Source organism: Pseudomonas sp. BF-R-24, assembly GCF_019947335.1.
Taxonomy (GTDB): Bacteria; Pseudomonadota; Gammaproteobacteria; order Pseudomonadales; family Pseudomonadaceae; genus Aquipseudomonas; species Aquipseudomonas jessenii.
Genome location: NZ_JAGYGG010000004.1, coordinates 55,091 through 73,806 on the forward strand (window position 1 = coordinate 55,091; position 18,716 = coordinate 73,806).

General features: G+C 58.4%; 17 protein-coding genes. 10 read left to right on the forward strand and 7 right to left on the reverse strand.

What is annotated here, in order from left to right:
* Positions 1 to 334: 334 nt before the first annotated feature.
* Both KGA98_RS04455 and KGA98_RS04460 read right to left on the reverse strand, forming a co-directional pair.
* Positions 335 to 1,336, reverse strand: a complete 1,002-nt coding sequence (locus KGA98_RS04455) for a phosphate ABC transporter substrate-binding protein PstS (RefSeq protein ID WP_223501507.1) — start codon at positions 1,334 to 1,336, stop codon at positions 335 to 337.
* Between the two features lie 249 nt (positions 1,337 to 1,585).
* Positions 1,586 to 2,884, reverse strand: coding sequence for an MFS transporter (locus KGA98_RS04460; RefSeq protein ID WP_223501515.1), 1,299 nt, complete (start codon positions 2,882 to 2,884; stop codon positions 1,586 to 1,588).
* Between the two features lie 362 nt (positions 2,885 to 3,246).
* On the opposite strand from KGA98_RS04460, the gene KGA98_RS04465 reads away from it, so the two are divergent.
* Together KGA98_RS04465 and KGA98_RS04470 are read left to right on the forward strand one after the other, a co-directional pair.
* Positions 3,247 to 3,651, forward strand: a complete 405-nt coding sequence (locus tag KGA98_RS04465; protein ID WP_007942704.1) for an acyl-CoA thioesterase — start codon at positions 3,247 to 3,249, stop codon at positions 3,649 to 3,651.
* A gap of 69 nt (positions 3,652 to 3,720) precedes the next feature.
* Positions 3,721 to 4,620: a D-hexose-6-phosphate mutarotase gene (locus KGA98_RS04470; RefSeq protein ID WP_223501516.1), complete on the forward strand. Its 900-nt coding sequence runs from the start codon at positions 3,721 to 3,723 to the stop codon at positions 4,618 to 4,620.
* A gap of 131 nt (positions 4,621 to 4,751) precedes the next feature.
* Here the strand turns inward: KGA98_RS04470 and KGA98_RS04475 are convergent, their stop codons facing one another.
* The 4 genes from KGA98_RS04475 to purE all read right to left on the reverse strand — a co-directional run bounded on the left by KGA98_RS04475 (position 4,752) and on the right by purE (position 7,314).
* Complete coding sequence (locus KGA98_RS04475; RefSeq protein WP_223501521.1) at positions 4,752 to 5,288, reverse strand: DUF3299 domain-containing protein; 537 nt, start codon at positions 5,286 to 5,288, stop codon at positions 4,752 to 4,754.
* Positions 5,289 to 5,375: 87 nt separating this feature from the next.
* A complete protein-coding gene (locus KGA98_RS04480) occupies positions 5,376 to 5,621 on the reverse strand; it encodes a GlsB/YeaQ/YmgE family stress response membrane protein (protein WP_150812713.1) in 246 nt (81 codons plus the stop codon).
* Positions 5,622 to 5,728: 107 nt separating this feature from the next.
* Positions 5,729 to 6,811 carry a 5-(carboxyamino)imidazole ribonucleotide synthase gene (locus KGA98_RS04485; RefSeq protein WP_090452187.1) on the reverse strand — a complete coding sequence of 361 codons (1,083 nt, stop codon included), beginning with the start codon at positions 6,809 to 6,811 and terminating at the stop codon, positions 5,729 to 5,731.
* Positions 6,812 to 6,822: 11 nt separating this feature from the next.
* Positions 6,823 to 7,314, reverse strand: coding sequence for a 5-(carboxyamino)imidazole ribonucleotide mutase (gene purE, locus KGA98_RS04490; protein ID WP_046038893.1), 492 nt, complete (start codon positions 7,312 to 7,314; stop codon positions 6,823 to 6,825).
* 415 nt (positions 7,315 to 7,729) lie between these two features.
* On the opposite strand from purE, the gene KGA98_RS04495 reads away from it, so the two are divergent.
* Together KGA98_RS04495 and KGA98_RS04500 are read left to right on the forward strand one after the other, a co-directional pair.
* Positions 7,730 to 8,326: a zinc-dependent metalloprotease gene (locus KGA98_RS04495; RefSeq protein WP_223501524.1), complete on the forward strand. Its 597-nt coding sequence runs from the start codon at positions 7,730 to 7,732 to the stop codon at positions 8,324 to 8,326.
* 367 nt (positions 8,327 to 8,693) lie between these two features.
* Positions 8,694 to 9,269 (forward strand): hypothetical protein, encoded by a 576-nt coding sequence (locus tag KGA98_RS04500; protein WP_223501525.1) that lies wholly within the window; start codon positions 8,694 to 8,696, stop codon positions 9,267 to 9,269.
* A gap of 63 nt (positions 9,270 to 9,332) precedes the next feature.
* Here KGA98_RS04500 and KGA98_RS04505 read toward each other — a convergent pair whose 3' ends face one another.
* A complete protein-coding gene (locus KGA98_RS04505; RefSeq protein ID WP_057712714.1) occupies positions 9,333 to 10,244 on the reverse strand; it encodes a LysR substrate-binding domain-containing protein in 912 nt (303 codons plus the stop codon).
* A 180-nt stretch (positions 10,245 to 10,424) separates the two neighbouring features.
* Between KGA98_RS04505 and KGA98_RS04510 the strand changes: the two genes are divergently transcribed.
* The 6 genes from KGA98_RS04510 (at position 10,425) to KGA98_RS04535 (ending at position 18,585) form a co-directional block, all read left to right on the forward strand.
* Entirely contained in the window at positions 10,425 to 11,849 is a 1,425-nt protein-coding gene (locus KGA98_RS04510) for an aspartate ammonia-lyase (protein WP_046038891.1), read from the forward strand.
* Positions 11,850 to 12,380: 531 nt separating this feature from the next.
* A complete protein-coding gene (locus tag KGA98_RS04515) occupies positions 12,381 to 13,832 on the forward strand; it encodes an alanine/glycine:cation symporter family protein (protein ID WP_057712713.1) in 1,452 nt (483 codons plus the stop codon).
* A 167-nt stretch (positions 13,833 to 13,999) separates the two neighbouring features.
* The gene (locus KGA98_RS04520; protein ID WP_223501527.1) at positions 14,000 to 15,004 is read left to right on the forward strand and encodes an asparaginase; all 1,005 of its coding nucleotides are present in this window, start codon (positions 14,000 to 14,002) and stop codon (positions 15,002 to 15,004) included.
* Between the two features lie 175 nt (positions 15,005 to 15,179).
* Complete coding sequence (locus KGA98_RS04525; RefSeq protein WP_223501529.1) at positions 15,180 to 16,172, forward strand: AraC family transcriptional regulator; 993 nt, start codon at positions 15,180 to 15,182, stop codon at positions 16,170 to 16,172.
* Between the two features lie 268 nt (positions 16,173 to 16,440).
* On the forward strand, positions 16,441 to 17,469 hold the full coding sequence (locus KGA98_RS04530) for a histone deacetylase family protein (protein WP_223501533.1): 1,029 nt from the start codon (positions 16,441 to 16,443) through the stop codon (positions 17,467 to 17,469).
* A gap of 15 nt (positions 17,470 to 17,484) precedes the next feature.
* A complete protein-coding gene (locus KGA98_RS04535; RefSeq protein ID WP_223501536.1) occupies positions 17,485 to 18,585 on the forward strand; it encodes a polyamine ABC transporter substrate-binding protein in 1,101 nt (366 codons plus the stop codon).
* The last annotated feature ends 131 nt before the right edge of the window (positions 18,586 to 18,716 follow it).

Here is an 18,716-nt window from a genome sequence, read left to right on the forward strand (position 1 = left end):
GTGATGGCTGCCAGCACCGCCAGGCCGCCGATGAGGACGTACCAACGGGTGAAGCGATCTTTGAGCGCGCGAATGCGGCGCTTGCGTTGCAGTTCAGGCGTATTGAAGTCAATTCGCTTGGGGGGATTAGTAGTCATGTTGGAATTGGCCAGATCATTCATGCGCTCACCCTAGCGATCCTGTATGACAGAAAGATGACAATGCAGTGACGCACCAAATCCACCGCCAGCGGGACTGGCAGAGGATCGAAAATTTGAGGTGTGTAAAAGGCCGGCCTGCAAGCAGATCCGGCCTTTTACTTGAGTCCGGAAGGGTTCACCCCGGACTCAATTTGTTACTTTTTTACGACTGCAGCGCCGCCTTCCGCCAGACCCAGGTCAGCCAGTGCTTTTGCAGCAACCTTGGCTGGCAGTGGGATGTAGCCGTCTTTCACCACAACTTCCTGGCCCTGTTTGGACAGAACCAGCTTCACGAACTCAGCTTCCAGCGGAGCCAAAGGCTTGTTCGGGGCTTTGTTGACGTACACGTACAGGAAGCGCGACAGCGGGTACTTGCCGTTCAGGGCGTTTTCTTCAGTGTCTTCAACAAACTCGGTGCTGCCTTTCTTGGCCAGGGCCACCGTCTTCACGCTGGCAGTCTTGTAACCGATACCCGAGTAACCGATGCCGTTCAGCGAGGAGCTGATCGACTGAACAACCGAAGCCGAGCCTGGCTGTTCGTTGACGTTTGGCTTGAAGTCACCTTTGCACAGGGCTTCTTCCTTGAAGTAGCCATAAGTGCCGGATACCGAGTTACGGCCGAACAGCTGAACCGGCTTGTTGGCCAGGTCGCCGGTCACACCCAGGTCACCCCAGGTTTTGACGTCGGTTTTGCCGCCGCACAGACGGGTGGACGAGAAGACCGCATCGACCTGTTCCATGGTCATATGCTTGATCGGGTTGTCCTTGTGCACGAATACGGCCAAGGCATCCACGGCAACCGGAATAGCGGTTGGCTTGTAACCGTATTTGGTTTCGAAGGCCTGCAGCTCGTTGTCCTTCATCTTGCGGCTCATCGGACCCAGGTTAGCGGTGCCTTCGGTCAGCGCAGGTGGCGCGGTAGAAGAACCGGCGGCCTGAATCTGGATGTTTACGTTCGGGTATTCTTTTTTGTAGTTCTCAGCCCAGAGGGTCATGAGGTTGGCCAGGGTATCGGAGCCGACGCTGGACAGGTTGCCCGACACACCAGTGGTCTTGGTGTAGCTCGGGATAGCAGGGTCAACAGCGGCAACCGCGTTGGCAGTCGCAACGCCAGCAGCGACAAAAGTCATTGCCGCCATCAAACGCTTCAGTTTCATGCCTTACTCCTAGCAGATAGGGTGTGTTATTCGGGGCCAAGTATCAGCAGGCCGTGTGAACACTCTATGGCTGAAATATGACAATTGGATGAAAGGCCATTATTCGATGTTTTGAAGGGATACAGCGTTATCGTTCTTCGCGAGCAAGCCCGCTCCCACATTCGACCGCATTCCTCTGTGAGAACTCGGTCAAGTGTGGGAGCGGGCTTGCTCGCGAAGGCGTCAGTGAAGTCGATACAAAGGGCTGGTTTAGCGCCCCCTCTTCCAGAGATACGCCCCCACCAGAATCCCGACCCCGCACAACACGGCCACATAATAAGCAGGCCCCATCGCACTTTCCTTGAGCAACAGGCTGACGATCATCGGCGTCAGGCCACCGAAAATCGCGTAGGCGACGTTGTAGGAGAACGACAGGCCGCTGAAACGCACCACCGGCGGGAACGCCTTGACCATCACATACGGCACCGCGCCGATGGTGCCGACCAGCAGACCGGTCAGGGCATACATCGGGAACAGCCAGTCGGGATGATCGGCCAGGCTGTTGTAGAAGGTCCAGGAACTGGCCAGCAATGCGGTACAGCCGATCACGAAGACTCGTCCCGCACCGAAGCGATCGGCCAGTGCGCCGGCAATGATGCAACCAAAACTCAGGAACACGATCGCCACGCTGTTCGCCTGCAGGGACGTGGTTGGCGAGAAGTGATAGACCGTCTGCAACACAGTCGGTGTCATCAGGATCAACACCACGATGGCGGCCGACAGCAGCCAGGTCAGCAGCATCGAAATGGCGATGGCGCCACGATGGTCACGCAACACCGCACGCAGCGGCACTTCTTCGGCCAGGGCCTTGCGCTGTTGCAGTTCGGCGAACACCGGGGTTTCGTGCAACCAGCGACGCAGGTACACCGAGAACAGACCGAACACGCCACCCAGCAGGAACGGAATTCGCCAGGCGTAATCCGCTACTTCCACCGGGGTGTAGATACTGTTGATCGCCGTGGCGACCAGCGAACCGAGCAGGATGCCCGCCGTCAGGCCGCTGGTCAGGGTCCCGCAGGCATAGCCGATATGCCGTTGCGGCACGTGTTCGGAAACGAAGACCCATGCACCCGGCACTTCACCGCCAATGGCCGCGCCCTGGATCACCCGCATCAGCAGCAACAGGATCGGCGCCCACATGCCGATCTGTGCATAAGTCGGCAGCAAACCCATGATCAAGGTCGGCACCGCCATCATGAAAATGCTCAGAGTGAACATTTTCTTGCGGCCCAGCAGGTCACCGAAGTGCGCCATCACGATGCCGCCCAGCGGCCGCGCCAGGTAGCCGGCGGCGAAGATGCCGAAGGTCTGCATCAGGCGTAGCCATTCAGGCATGTCCGCCGGGAAGAACAACTTGCCCACCACCGTAGCGAAAAACACGAAGATGATGAAATCGTAGAACTCCAGCGCGCCGCCCAGGGCAGACAGCGATAGAGTCTTGTAGTCGTTGCGGGTCAGCGGACGTGCGGGTTGGTCTGGCTGCGCGATGCTCGAGGGCGCTGTGGTCATGGCAAGGGCTTCTCTTATAGTCGGATCTGCTACCTCAACAACGCTGGCTGAGGTTTGGGCAGGTCCGGCACGATAGCAAATTGTTCGAAAAAGCACATAGAGGTGCGTTTTTGACAGTCAAAATGAGAACCGGACGGTCGTCGCGGAGTCTACCGACCGATATACTCAAAGCCTGCTCCGGTTTTTGAGGGGTTGCTGTGCGAAAGCGCCTGTCAGGTTCATAGGCGATTTCGCAGAGTTTCCCTTTAGGCGCCTGATGGAAAACGTGACGAACGTAGTATGTTCGGTGCTGAATCGTTTTTCCCGAAGACGGCTACCACCAGCAATACCAACGAAGAGTCACGGGTCAGAGGCCCCCCGGCATGATAGAACTCGAACAAGAAGATCCGATCCCGCAAGGCGACCTGGCCTTGCAAATCACCGCGCTCCCACGCGAAACCAACGGCTTTGGCGATATTTTCGGCGGCTGGCTGGTGGCGCAGATGGATTTGGCAGGCACCGCGATGGCCAGCAAGGTCGCCGGCGGACGCGTTGCTACCGTTGCAATCGACCGCATGGCGTTTCTGGTTCCGGTGGCGGTGGGCGCTCAGCTCTCCTTTTATACCCAGGCCCTGGAAATCGGCCGCAGCTCGATCAAGATGATGGTCGAGGTCTGGAGCGACGACCCACTGTCCAGCGAGTGGCGTAAAGTAACCGAAGCGGTGTTTGTGTTCGTTGCCATCGACGGCAGCGGTCGCACCCGTTCGGTTCCGCCCCGGGCTCGCTGAAAGAACTTCTAAACCTGGTAGCCGTTTTGCGGTCGATAGTCGTCCACGTTACTGATCGAGAGCTGTCCCATGAGCACGCCCAATGTTGAAGCCGTAAAACTGGATGAACTGAACTGCTGGCGAATTCGCCACGGTCAGGCTGAATTACTGGTGGCCCAGCAAGGCGCGCACATCCTCAGCTATCAACTGGCCGGCCAGCCGCCGCTGATCTGGCTCAATGACGAGGCCGTGTTCAAGACCGGCAAGAGCATCCGTGCCGGCGTGCCGGTGTGCTGGCCGTGGTTCGGCGTCTTCGACCGTAACCCGCAAAGCGTGCAGGCGATGCGCGTCAGCAATGAAGCGCCGTCGGCTCACGGCTTCGTGCGAGCGATGGATTGGGAGCTGGGCGGCATCGAAGCCGAAGGCGAAAGCCTGAAAGTCGAATTCCTCCTGCCCTACCCCGACGGCGGCTTTCCTGGCTGGCTGCACCAGGTGGACTTGACGCTGAGCATTCGCCTGGACGAGCAGTTGCACATCCACCTGACCAGCCATAACCGGGGCGCTGAAACCGTCAGCATCAGCCAGGCGCTGCACAGCTATTTTGCCGTCAGCGATGTGCGCGAGGTGCATGTCGAAGGTGTGGGCGGTCTCAAATACATCGAAACCCTGGATAACTGGAAAACCGTAACCCAGAGCGGTGATCTGCGTTTTACCGGCGAAACCGACCGCATCTATCTCGATGCCCCGCCACTGCTGAGCATCGTCGATCCGGCCTGGGAGCGACGCATCGAACTGACCAGCACGGGCTCGCGCACCGCGGTGATCTGGAACCCGTGGATCGACCGCGCCGCCGCATTCAGCGACATGGCCGACGACGGTTGGCAGCGCATGCTGTGCATCGAGACGGCGAACGTGATGGGTGATGTGGTGAACCTGGCACCAGGTGCCAGCCATACCTTGGGCGTGAGCATCGCCAGCAAATCGCTCTAACACCACAAAACTGATGTGGGAGCGGGCTTGCTCGCGAAGGCGGTGTACCAGTCAACGATGATGTTGAATGTTACGGCCCTTCGCGAGCAAGCCCGCTCCCACATTGGGTTTATGCCGGCTTGAGTGGCGCGTTACAGATCCGATTCCTTCACCACCCGCACCTTCTCCGCATCCAGCGCATACGCCGCATCCGCCAAGTCATTGCTGACCTTCTCGACCTTCAGCGTGCCGGTGACCCACAGCGGCGTGTAGATATCGTTCAGTTTCAGGCCCTTTGGATAGCGCACCAGCACCAGTTGGTTGGGCGGCGGCGGCGGCACGTGGATGCACGCGCCCGGGTACGGCACCAGGAAGAACAACGTACTACGGCCCTTGGCATCGGACTCCAGCGGCACGGGGTAACCGCCAATGCGGATGTTCTTGTCGTTCATCGACGCAACGGTCTTGGTCGAGTACATCACCGCCGGCAAGCCTTTGGCCTGCTTCATCCCACCCTTGTCGGTGAAAGTGCCATTGGCTTCAGGGGAGTTGTGGTCGATTTCAGGCATGGCCTCGAGGGCCTTCTGGTCCGACTTGGGCATCAATTCGAGCCAGTCGGTTTCCGGCAGTTCGCCGGCATGGGCAAGGCCCGTTCCCAATAAAAGTAGAGTCAGCAGAAGACGGCGCATGAAGGTGCTCGGTATAGGAGTGATCAGAAAACGCCGAGCATTCTAGCCCTCCCGGCTTGTGCGACCGAGAGGACTTTTTCGCCTGGATCAGTTCTTTTTGATCAGTCCGTAGATCACCAGCAACACAACGGCGCCCACCAGCGCACCGATGAAGCCTGCGCCTTGACCAGCCTGATAAATGCCCAGAGCCTGGCCACCGTAAGTGGCCGCCAGCGAACCGCCGATACCGAGCAGGATGGTCATGATCCAGCCCATGTTGTCATCGCCCGGTTTCAGGAACCGCGCCAGCAGGCCGACAATCAAGCCGATAAAGATGGTTCCGATAATTCCCATGGCATTTCCCTCAATATGGAGTGGTCATGCCAAAGCCTAGTCAGACTTTGGCATCCTGCCATGAGAGAACGGCGGTCCCTGAATGGTTCCGCCGCTGCCACATGAAACTATTCGGCGATCAGCGCTTCGACCTTGAGGATCTGCGCGGTCAGCGTTTCGCGATCCGCACAACGAAGGTTGGCGTGACCGACCTTGCGACCGACCTTGAACGCCTTGCCATAGTGATGCAGATGGCAATCGGCGATGGTCAGGACCTTCTCGGTCTCAGGCACTTTGCCGATGAAGTTGAGCATCGCGCTTTCGCCGACCTTGGCCGTCGAACCCAACGGCAGACCGGCAACGGCCCGCAGGTGGTTTTCGAACTGGCTGCACTCGGCGCCTTCGGTGGTCCAGTGCCCGGAGTTGTGTACTCGCGGGGCGATTTCGTTGGCCTTGAGGCCACCGTCGACTTCAAAGAACTCGAACGCCATCACGCCGACGTAATCCAGTTGCTTGAGCACACGGCTGGAATAGTCTTCGGCCAAGGCTTGCAGCGGGTGATCGGTGCTGGCCACGGACAGCTTGAGGATGCCGCTGTCGTGGGTGTTGTGTACCAGCGGATAGAAGCGGGTTTCACCGTCGCGGGCACGCACGGCGATCAGCGAGACTTCACCGGTGAACGGCACGAAGCCTTCCAGCAGACAGGCCACGCTGCCCAGCTCGGCAAAGGTGCCAACCACATCTTCTGGCGTGCGCAGGACTTTCTGACCCTTGCCGTCGTAACCCAAAGTACGGGTCTTCAGCACTGCCGGCAGGCCGATGGAAGCCACGGCGGCGTCCAGGTCAGCCTGGGACTGAATGTCGGCGAACGCCGGGGTAGGAATCCCCAGGTCCTTGAACATGCTCTTCTCGAACCAACGATCGCGGGCAATGCGCAGCGCTTCGGCGCTCGGATAGACCGGGACGAATTGCGACAGGAAAGCCACGGTCTCGGCCGGAACGCTTTCGAACTCGAAGGTCACCAGATCGACTTCATCGGCCAGCTGGCGCAGGTGATCCTGATCGCCGTAATCGGCTCGCAGGTGTTCGCCCAACGCGGCTGCGCAAGCATCCGGTGCCGGGTCCAGGAAAGCGAAGTTCATGCCCAGCGGAGTGCCCGCCAGCGCCAACATGCGACCCAACTGGCCGCCACCGATTACACCGATCTTCATCGTCAACAACCTCAGGCGATGCGTGGGTCTGGATTGTCCAGGACGCTGTCTGTCTGCTCAGCACGGAAGGTTTTCAGCACCGCATGGAACTGCGGGTGCTTGGCGCCAAGGATACTCGCCGACAGCAGCGCCGCGTTGATCGCGCCCGCCTTGCCGATGGCCAGGGTGGCGACCGGAATGCCCGCCGGCATCTGCACAATGGATAGCAGCGAATCAACGCCCGACAGCATTGCCGATTGTACTGGTACGCCCAGCACCGGCAGGTGGGTCTTGGCTGCACACATGCCTGGCAAGTGGGCTGCGCCACCGGCACCGGCGATGATCACCTCGATGCCACGCGCCTCGGCTTCTTCAGCGTACTGGAACAGCAGGTCCGGGGTGCGGTGGGCGGAGACCACTTTCACCTCGTAGGGGATGCCGAGCTTTTCCAGCATATCGGCGGTGTGGCTAAGGGTGGACCAATCGGACTTGGAGCCCATGATCACGCCAACCAGTGCACTCATCGTCGTGCCTCTTCTCTATCTGGGCGCCCGCAGGCGCATCAAAAAACAACAAGCCACGCAAAATGCGTGGCTTGATTGTACGAATTATGGCCGGTCGTAACCGGCCGAAGGCCGCGCAGTATACCGCAATACGACAGATAAACAGCCCCTGTCGCGACCATCTGTCATTCACCTTGCCGGAGTTATTAACTGACTCAAAAGTCAGCTGAGACAGCTATTTCAGGTGACGACTTGATTACTCGCAATAAGATCCAAAACTTCCAGCGCCTAAATTTCTATAATTATTAATTCCATGCAATAGAACGCAACAATCGCCAACTCGCAAAAACAAAACACCGCCATTAGATTGAACCTGTAGAAACCTCACAAACAAACCAAACTTGCAACAACCCCAAGATAACTAAAGGATTCAAGGATGAACCCAACTAGCGCCCCCGCCGAGAAAAAAGCAATTACTATTTTCGTGATCATTCATGATGACGTACCGGAACCAACAAGAAAAAACCTTTATGCCGACCATTTCCAGCCATTCATAACCGAACTGCAAAGCTTTATCGAGCGAAAAGTCCACGTAATTTTTGGCCGACTCGCGCCCTACAGCAACTTTGATTATAAAAACGAAAACGAGCAAATGACCTCGTCGCGCTGGGAAAACATGTGCTTCGGCTATTTAGAGGAAAGACGTGCAGAAGGGTTCAAAACGGACCAACTGACCAAAGTGCTTTTAGTCACCAACGAAAGTTTGAACAGCAGGACAGGAGGGATCGCTCGTATTTACCCACCGTTTTTTTCCGGAAATAGCGCAATTGCATCGCTGACCAGCTACATAAATGTCGCCCATGAAATTGGCCACTTACTGGGTGCAAGGCATGGGGACTATGAAACTCAATTCAACGGTTGGTGGTGTGAAACTTACATGACATCACAGCCCGGAGGTATTACATCCAACTGTTATGTATTCAGTCCTGCCAACCGACAGAACATAAAGAATTATTTGGCGAGCGTAAACTGATAATTCCTGGATTTTCCATCAAGAAACCCCCTGGAAGTTTTGCTCTCTTCGTTGCCCGCAGGCGCGTCAAAAACCTGCAAGCTACGTATTACTCATGGCTTGAGTACGAATGATGGCTGGAAATAATCAACATCCAGCCAAAAATTTTAAATTCCGGAAAGACAACTGCTCAATACCGTCCTGAATATAAACCCTGAAAACAACCACACATACGCAGATCATAATTTTCCACAAATAATTATACCTTCAGCCTCATCGAATACAGAACAAGACTATTTGGATTATTTAATTCACATTGAACTCACACCTTATTAAACCGACTACTTCACCAACTTCAATTCGAGCTACTTAAGACTTGATAAATCCAATGGAAACCATTATGTCAAAACGACCGATCAAGCTAACCGTCTTCTTACATGAAGACCTGAGCGACATTAACGAAGATTTGCTGCATCAAGATTATTTCGATTGGCTTGAAGATACGGTTTCACGTATCTCCGGCCGTACAATGGATGTTATTTTTATACAACCTTCAGACGCACCAACACTAAGTAGCCTCAACTATAGATCCGAAGACATGAAACTCTTGCTAGATAAATTTCAACACGCTCTCCTCATCCATCTCGAAAATGAAGATCGCAACACTTACGATGCCACCATCAACAAGTATTTGCTGTTAACGCGCGATGACATCAATAAAAGCACGCTGGGTGTTGCTCGAAGACAAGGTGCGCTAGGGATTGCCTCGATCACATCGAAATTAACTGCATCCCATGAGGTTGGGCATATGCTCGATGCCGTTCATGAAGACAGCGATGAAAATGCTTCCACCTACTACGGAACCTACAAATCGATAATGTACAAAACTGCAGGCAAGTCAGCATTTGTCTTCAGCAAGAAAAACCAAGAGAACATTCGCAATTACCTCAATCAGTTCCCTTAATCTGATTGACGCCGTTTTCGACAGATCAAGGCCAACTCGATTGGCCTTGATCACGCTTCGCCCTCAGGAAGCAGAACCCGCCGCTCCGCCTTCCAGTTTGCGCCACAACAACCGCACATTGGCCTTGCGTACCAGCGCGCAGCGGTACAAACGAATCTCCAGCGGCACATGCCATTGCGGGCCGCCGCAGACCACCAGCTCACCGCGTGCCAGTTCGGCACGCACGCTGAGTTGCGGCACCCAGGCGATGCCCAGGCCTTCAAGGGCCATGCTTTTCAGGCTGTCGGCCATGGCGGTTTCGTAGATGGTGGTGAAGCGCAGCGCCCGTTGGCGCAGCAACATGTTCACCGAACGACCGAGGAACGCACCGGCGCTGTAGGCCAACAGCGGCACGCTGCCCTCGCCTTCCAGATCGAACAGCGGCTTGCCATCGGCGTCTGCCGCGCAGACCGGCAGCATCTCGGTGTGGCCAAGGTGTAGCGAGGGGAAGATTTCGGGGTCCATCTGCATCGCCGCATCCGGGTCGTAGAACGCCAGCATCAGATCGCAGCCGCCTTCGCGCAAGGCATGCACGGCATCACCGACGTTGGTCGCCACCAGTCGCGTGGCGATGTTCAAACCTTCGTTGCGCAACTGCGCGATCCAGCGCGGAAAGAAACCGAGCGCCAGGGAGTGCGCGGCAGCGACCTGCATCACTTCGCCCTGCCCGCCCTCCAGGTGATGCAGATGGCGCAATACTTCACCCAGCTGTTCGACCACGGTGCGCGCGGTGACCAGAAACAATTGCCCTGCCGCCGTCAGCTCCACCGGCGTGCGCGAACGGTTGACCAGGGTCAGCCCCAACGCGGCTTCAAGGCTGCGGATTCGCCGACTGAACGCCGGCTGCGTCACAAAACGCCGCTCGGCGGCCTGGGAGAAACTGCGGGTGGCGGCCAGGGCACTGAAGTCCTCCAGCCATTTGCTTTCCAGATTCATCACGTCCTCCCGGACACGCACCAATTTAGGTCACACGTTCGCCGTCAAGCCGGCGTCACACGGGCATTATGCCGAATGTGCATAGGCTAGTGCTTAACAGCATTGGCCCAAAATTCTGCACAAGCCTAGCATTCACAGCGTTCCGGCACAGACCGGGTCCATATTGAGATGATTTCTATCATGTCCTCCGCTGCATCATTCCGCACAGAAAATGACCTGCTTGGCGCCCTCGAAGTACCGGCTCAAGCGTATTACGGTATCCAGACCCTGCGAGCGGTGAATAACTTCCGCCTTTCGGGCGTTCCGATTTCGCACTACCCGAAACTGGTTGTCGGTTTGGCCATGGTTAAACAGGCCGCTGCCGACGCCAACCGTGAGTTGGGTCACCTGAGCGAAGCCAAGCACGCCGCCATCAGCGAAGCTTGTGCACGTTTGATCCGCGGCGACTTCCACGAAGAGTTCGTGGTGGACATGATTCAAGGCGGTGCTGGCACTTCGACCAACATGAATGCCAACGAAGTCATCGCCAACATCGCACTGGAGGCCATGGGTCACCAGAAAGGCGAGTATCAGTACCTGCACCCGAACGACGACGTGAACATGGCGCAGTCGACCAACGACGCCTACCCGACGGCGATCCGTCTGGGTCTGTTGCTCGGTCACGACGCCCTGCTCGCCAGCCTCGACAGCCTGATTCAGGCGTTCGCGGCCAAGGGTGAAGAATTCAACCACGTCCTGAAGATGGGTCGTACCCAACTGCAAGACGCCGTTCCGATGACCCTGGGTCAGGAATTCCGTGCGTTCGCCACTACCTTGGGTGAAGACCTCGCACGCCTGAAGACTCTGGCACCGGAAGTGCTGACGGAAGTTAACCTGGGCGGCACCGCGATCGGCACCGGCATCAACGCCGACCCGCGTTACCAGCACCTGGCTGTTCAGCGTCTGGCAGTAATCAGCGGTCAACCGCTGGTACCGGCCGCCGACCTGATCGAAGCCACCTCCGACATGGGCGCCTTCGTGCTGTTCTCCGGCATGCTCAAGCGTACCGCGGTCAAGCTGTCGAAGATCTGCAACGACCTGCGCCTGCTGTCCAGCGGCCCACGCACCGGCATCAACGAGATCAACCTGCCGGCGCGTCAGCCAGGCAGCTCGATCATGCCAGGCAAGGTCAACCCGGTTATTCCGGAAGCGGTCAACCAGGTAGCGTTCCAGATCATCGGTAACGACCTGGCCCTGACCATCGCGGCCGAAGGCGGCCAACTGCAACTGAACGTGATGGAGCCGCTGATCGCCTTCAAGATCTTCGACTCGATCCGCCTGCTGCAACGCGCCATGGACATGCTGCGCGAGCACTGCATCGTCGGCATCACCGCCAACGAAGCACGCTGCCGTGAACTGGTCGAGCACTCGATCGGCCTGGTCACCGCACTGAACCCGTACATCGGCTACAAAAATGCCACCCGCATCGCCGGCCTCGCCCTTGAAAGCGGCCGTGGCGTGCTGGAACTGGTGCGCGAAGAAGGTCTGCTCGACGAAGCCATGCTCGCCGACATCCTGCGCCCGGAAAACATGATTGCTCCGCGTCTGGTGCCTCTGAAGGCATAACCCGACGCGTTACTTGTAGCACCGCTCACCAGGTCGAGGGACTAGACACCTCTCACCTTTTGAGGGCTTGGAGATCAATCTCCAGGCCCTTTTTTTTAACCATTTGCCAGTGAAACCGTATGTCTGGGGACTGACCAATGTGGGAGCGGGCTTGCTCGCGAAGGCGGCGGCACATTCAACAATGACGTGTCTGATACACCGCTTTCGCGAGCAAGCCCGCTCCCACCAAGAGCAGTTCCCACATAGCCTGACAGCACAAATGTCAGGTGTTTCAAAGGCTTCGTTTCACCGCATGCACCACAACCGTGCAGACGGACGGCACTGTCATCGGTATAGTGCCGCCCCTCTTCGCATGAGCGGTCGTCGGTAGCGAGGCCACAACCCATGCGAAACCCGAACTAATAACAAACCCGCGATATGAAACCGGGACGAACTTCGTACCGCCCATTGTGCCGTGCGCCAAGGGGTGTAACTCGATGTGTCTGTCCGGCCAGCATTGTTGCCTACACAAAAAACAGCGAGGAATAATCCATGCTCGAAGTCATTAACGACTTCCTCTCAGGGAAAGTACTGATCGTGCTCATTGTCGGGCTCGGTAGCTACTTCACGATCCGCTCGCGTTTCGTTCAATTGCGTCACTTCTTCCACATGTTCGCGGTGTTCCGCGACAGCCTCAAAAGCAGCGCCGGGCAACTGAGCTCGTTCCAGGCCCTGATGCTCAGCCTCGCCGGCCGCGTCGGTGCGGGCAACATCGCCGGTGTCGGCATTGCCGTGACCCTCGGTGGCCCAGGTGCGGTGTTCTGGATGTGGGTGACCGCGCTGGTCGGCATGTCCAGCAGTTTCTTCGAATGCTCCCTCGGCCAGCTCTACAAGCGCTGCGATTCCGAAGGCCAGTTCCGTGGTGGCCCGTCCTATTACATCCAGCACGGTTTGCAAAAACGCTGGTTGGGCATGCTGATGGCGTTCCTGTTGCTGGTAACGTTCGGCTTCGCCTTCAACGGCCTGCAAGCCCACGCTGTGACGCACTCGCTGAACAACGCGTTCGGCCTCGACACCACTTACACCGGCATCGGCCTGGCCGTGCTGCTGGGCCTGGTGTTCATCGGCGGGATCAAGCGCATCGCCAAGGTCGCCGACCTGTTGGTGCCGGTGAAAACCCTGGTGTACATCGGCGTGACCATCTACGTGATCGTGCTGCAGTTCGACCAGGTGCCGGGCATGCTGATGACCATCGTCAAGAGCGCCTTCGGTCTGGACCAGGCCTTCGGCGGCCTGATCGGCAGCGCCATTATCATGGGCGTGAAGCGTGGCGTGTTCGCCAACGAAGCAGGCCTGGGCAGTGCGCCTAACGTGGCGGCGGTTGCGGCGGTCGAGCACCCGGTGGCGCAAGGCGTGGTCCAGGCGTTCAGCGTGTTCCTCGATACCTTCGTGATCTGCACCTGCACCGCGTTGCTGATTCTGCTCTCCGGTTTCTACACCCCAGGCTTCGAAGGCGACGGCATTGCCCTGACCCAGAACTCGCTGGCCGCCGTGGTCGGTGACTGGGGCCGGATGTTCATCTCCGTAGCCCTGGCGTTGTTCGTGTTCACCTCGATCCTCTACAACTACTACCTGGGTGAGAACAACCTGCGCTTTTTGATCGGTGAAAACCGCAAAGCGCTGATGGGCTATCGCGCGCTGGTACTGGTGCTGATTTTCTGGGGCGCCATCGAAAACCTCGGCACCGTGTTCGCTTTCGCCGACATCACCATGACCATGCTCGCGTTCGTCAACCTGATCGCGCTCTTCCTGCTGTTCAAGGTCGGCATGCGCATCCTGCGTGATTACGATGACCAACGCGCCGCCGGGATCAAGACTCCGGTGTTCGACTCCGCCAAGTTCCCGGATCTGGATCTGGATCGCCAGGCGTGGCCGGCCAACCCGCCTGCCGCTGTCGGCAAAACTGAAGTTGAGCCGCAAGGCGTACCCGCAGCGCAACGCTGACAGGTAAATGACGGGCGCATCGCGTGCGCCCGTCAGTTAAAGTTCGAAAAACTGTGGGAGCGAGCTTGCTCGCGATGGCGCACTGTCAGTCAACATAGCGATGTCTGACATACCGCTATCGCGAGCAAGCTCGCTCCCACAGGAACTCTTCCTTTCGGAGAATCTTCATGAATTCGTCGACCTACCCCGCCGCCCAGCACGTCATGGTGCTCTACACCGGTGGCACCATCGGCATGCAGGCCAGCGCCAACGGCCTGGCCCCGGCGTCCGGTTTCGAAGCGCGGATGCGCGACTATCTGCACGGCCAGCCTGAGCTGGTGGTACCGCAATGGCGTTTCCGTGAAATGTCGCCGCTGATCGACAGTGCCAACATGACCCCGACGTACTGGCAGCAGTTGCGTGAAGCGGTGGTCGATGCGGTGGATGTTCAGGGCTGCGACAGCGTGCTGATCCTGCATGGCACCGACACCCTGGCCTACAGCGCGGCCGCGATGAGTTTCCAGTTGCTCGGCCTGCATGCCCGCGTGTGCTTCACCGGCTCGATGCTGCCGGCAGGTGTAACTGACAGCGACGCCTGGGAAAACCTCGGCGGCGCGCTGGTTGCGCTGGGCCAGGGCCTGGCGCCGGGCGTGCATCTGTACTTCCATGGCGAACTGCTGGACCCGACCCGTTGCGCCAAGGTGCGCAGTTTTGGCCGTCATCCCTTCAAGCGACTGGTGCGTCAGGGCGGCGGTGTGAAAGCGGCCTCGATTCCGGCACAACTGAACTACAACCAGCCGAAGCAATTGGCGAACGTCGCAGTGCTGCCGTTGTTTCCCGGCATTAGCGCCGAGGTGCTGGATGGTTTGCTCGACAGCGGCATTCAGGGCCTGGTGCTGGAGTGCTACGGCAGCGGCACCGGGCCGAGCGACAATCCAGAGTTCCTCGCCAGCTTCGGCCGTGCACGGGACAACGGCGTGGTGGTGGTTGCCGTTACCCAATGCCATGAAGGTGGCGTGAAGCTCGACGTGTATGAGGCAGGCAGCCGCCTGCGTGGCGTTGGCGTGCTGTCCGGTGGCGGCATGACCCGTGAGGCGGCGTTTGGCAAGTTGCATGGCTTGCTGGGAGCCGGACTCGAAGCTGCCGAGGTTCGCCGTCTCGTTGAACTCGACCTTTGCGGCGAATTGAGCTGACACCACACAACACACCTGTAGGAGCGAGCCTGCTCGCGATGGACAAGAGATCGCCGCGGGGTGTCAGGCTGCCAGCGTTATCGTTCACGACCATCGCGAGCAGGCTCGCTCCTACAGTTTTGTGCCTCGGCATGCAACTTGCTGTGTTCCAGCTATCCCAAGGCTGGAAGTCCTTATGCTCCACTCCCACCTCACCACCCTCAATGCCGTCTCCCTGGTACTCGATGCCTTCAAGGCACAGGGCTTGTCCAGCGAAGCACTGCTGGCCGGAAGCGGCATCAGTGCGGCGGATCTGAACCGTGCCGACACGCGTATCACCACCAATCAGGAAATGCAGGTCTGTGCCAACGCCGTCGCACTCAAGCGTGACATCGGCCTGGAACTGGGTCGGCGGATGCACGTCTCCTGCTACGGCATGCTCGGTTACGCCCTGCTCACCAGTGCCACCTTCGGTGACGCTTTGCGTCTGGCGATGCGCTATCCGGCGCTGCTGGGAACACTTTTCGAACTGAGCCTTAAAGACGATGGCGAGCGCATCTGGTTCGCCGCCGCCGATTACCGCGAGAGCCCCGCCATGGCAGTGTTCAATGCCGAGTTCTGCCTGGTGTCGCTGAAAGTCACCTGCGACGACCTGCTCGGCCATCCCCTGCCCTTGCTCGGCGCACGCTTCGAACATGCCGCGCCCGACTACGAAGCGACCTACGCCGAACACTTCAACTGCCCAGTGCACTTCGGAGCACGGAACAACGCCTTCGCTTTCGACAAGCGCTGGCTCGACCAGCCATTGCCGCTGGCCGATGTCATCACCCATCAAGCCATGGCCGAACGCTGCCGAAAACAGAACATCGAGTTCACCGGGCGACAGGCCTGGCTGGGACGGATCCGCCAATTGCTCAGCGCGCAACTGAATGCCGCGCCCGGGCTGGAGGGGCTGGCCGAGCAAATGAACTGTTCGGCGCGGACCTTGCGCCGGCATCTCAAGGACATGGGTTGCAGCTACCAGGAGCTGCTCGACGAACTGCGCTTCGAACAGGCCAAGCAGATGCTTTGCGAGGATCAATTGCCGATCTATCAGATTGCCGAAGCGTTGGGCTTCAGCGAGACCGCGAGTTTTCGCCATGCCTTTGTGCGCTGGAGTGGTGTGGCGCCGAGTCAGTTCCGGCCCTGAGGGCTGTAGTGACCGATCTGCCGCCATCGCGAGCAAGCTCGCTCCCACAAGGGGTATGCGTCTTACAAAAAATCGCGGACGCTGAGGCTCACCTGTGGGAGCGAGCTTGCTCGCGATGGCGGCCGCGAGAGCTCCGCATTATAAAGGGGCGAATTTCGGTCAAATGTTTTGGCCATATCGATCCCCTTTTGGCCTTTCCTGCCGTTCTCCGATTCGCCGTGCGCCGCAACACTGGGGGCAACCGAATCAGCCCTGCGGAGAACAACAAATGCTGACGATCTACTCTGACGATCACCACCTGCACCATGGCCGCTGCGAACTCATCGACGGCCAGCTCAAGCCGTGCTTCGAGATGCCATCGCGCGCCGATCATGTGCTGCAACGCGTGCAGAACCAGAACCTTGGCCCAGTCGAAGCGCCAAAGGATTTCGGTCTTGAGCCTATCGCCCGCATTCACAGCCGCGACTACCTCGACTTTTTCAAAGGTGCCTGGGCACGCTGGACCGAGTTCAACACCGACGGTGACCTGCTGCCCTACACCTGGCCTGCACGCACCTTGCGCCCGATCAAACCGACCAGCCTGCACGGCCAACTCGGCTATTACAGCTTCGACGGCGGCGCCCCGATCACCGCTGGCACCTGGCAAGCGGCGTACAGCGCAGCACAAGTCGCGCTCACCGCCCAAGCTGAAATCCAGCGCGGCGCCCGTTCTGCTTTCGCCCTGTGCCGTCCACCGGGACACCACGCCGCCAGCGATTTGATGGGTGGTTATTGCTACCTCAACAACGCCGCCATCGCTGCCCAGGCGTTCCTCGATCAGGGCCACAAAAAAGTCGCGATCCTCGACGTCGATTACCACCACGGCAACGGCACCCAGTCGATTTTCTACGAGCGAAGTGATGTGCTGTTCACCTCGATCCACGGTCACCCGGAAGCCGAGTTCCCGTTCTTCCTAGGCTATGAAGACGAACTGGGCGAAGGCGCCGGTGAAGGCTTCAACTTCAACTACCCGTTGGCTGCCGGTTCAGGCTGGGATACCTGGAGCGCAGCGTTGGAACAAGCCTGCAAAGAGATCGAAAACTACGGCGCCGACATCGTCGTGGTGTCCCTTGGCGTCGATACCTTCAAGGATGATCCGATCTCGCAATTCAAACTCGACAGCCCGGATTACCTGGCCATGGGCAAGCGCATCGCGGCGCTCGGCAAACCCACGCTGTTCGTCATGGAAGGCGGCTATGCCGTGGAAGAAATCGGCATCAATGCCGTGAACGTTCTCGAAGGTTTTGAAAGCGCTTAATGAGGAAGTAGAAGAATGAAAAGTCTTAAGCGTTTTATTTTTCCAGCGCTATGCGCCACGGTGCTCAGTGGCGCCGCCCACGCTGAAGAGCGAACCCTGCGCGTCTACAACTGGTTCGACTACATCACCCCCAAGGCCCTGGAAGACTTCAAGGCTCAGAACACCCAGACCAAACTGGTCTACGACATCTTCGACACCAACGAAGCACTGGAAGCCAAGCTGCTGACCGGCAACTCCGGCTACGACGTGGTGGTGCCGTCCAACGTGTTCCTCGCCAAGCAAATCGAAGCCGGCGTATTCCAGCCCCTGGACCGCAGCAAGCTGCCGAACTGGAACCACCTCGATCCCAAGCTGATGAAGCTGATCGAGGCCAACGACCCGGGCAACAAATTTGCCGTGCCGTACATGTACGGGACCATCCTGATCGGCTTCAACCCGGACAAGGTCAAGGCAGCCTTGGGCGCCGACGCGCCGGTAGACAGCTGGGACCTGATCTTCAAGGAAGAAAACATCAGCAAGCTCAAGCAGTGCGGTGTCGCCCTGCTCGACTCGCCCTCGGAGATCCTGCCGCTGGCCCTGCAACACCTCGGCCTTGACCCCAACAGCAAGAAGCCTGCGGACTATGACAAGGCTGAAACACTGCTGATGAAGATTCGTCCGTACATCACCTACTTCCACTCGTCCAAGTACATGGCCGACATTGCCAACGGTGACATCTGTGTCGCAGTCGGCTATTCCGGCAGCTTCTCGCAAGCCGCCAATCGCGCCAAGGAAGCCAAGAATGGGGTGGTCGTCGACATGCGTTTGCCGAAGGAAGGCGCGCCGATCTGGTTCGACATGCTGGCAATTCCGAAGGGGGCGAAAAACCCCGAAGACGCCTACACCTTCATCAACTACCTGCTACAGCCGCAGGTGATTGCACCGGTCAGTGACTTTGTCGGTTACCCGAACCCGAACAAGGACGCCACGGAACTGGTCGACCCGGCGATCCGCAACAACCCGAACCTGTACCCGACCGATACGGCGATGAGCACGCTCTACACCCTGCAACCGCTGCCGCGCGATGCCGAGCGTGCACGGACCCGGGCCTGGACCAAGATCAAGTCCGGCACCTGATAACCGACGCGCGTTTATGCTGACCTGCGCTTGCGCAGGTCTTTTTTTGCCCGCGATATTTATTTACCGCCAACATCGCGATACCCGTCGCTACTTTGCAAGGGACCGCGCACCGGACTATCCACGGTGCC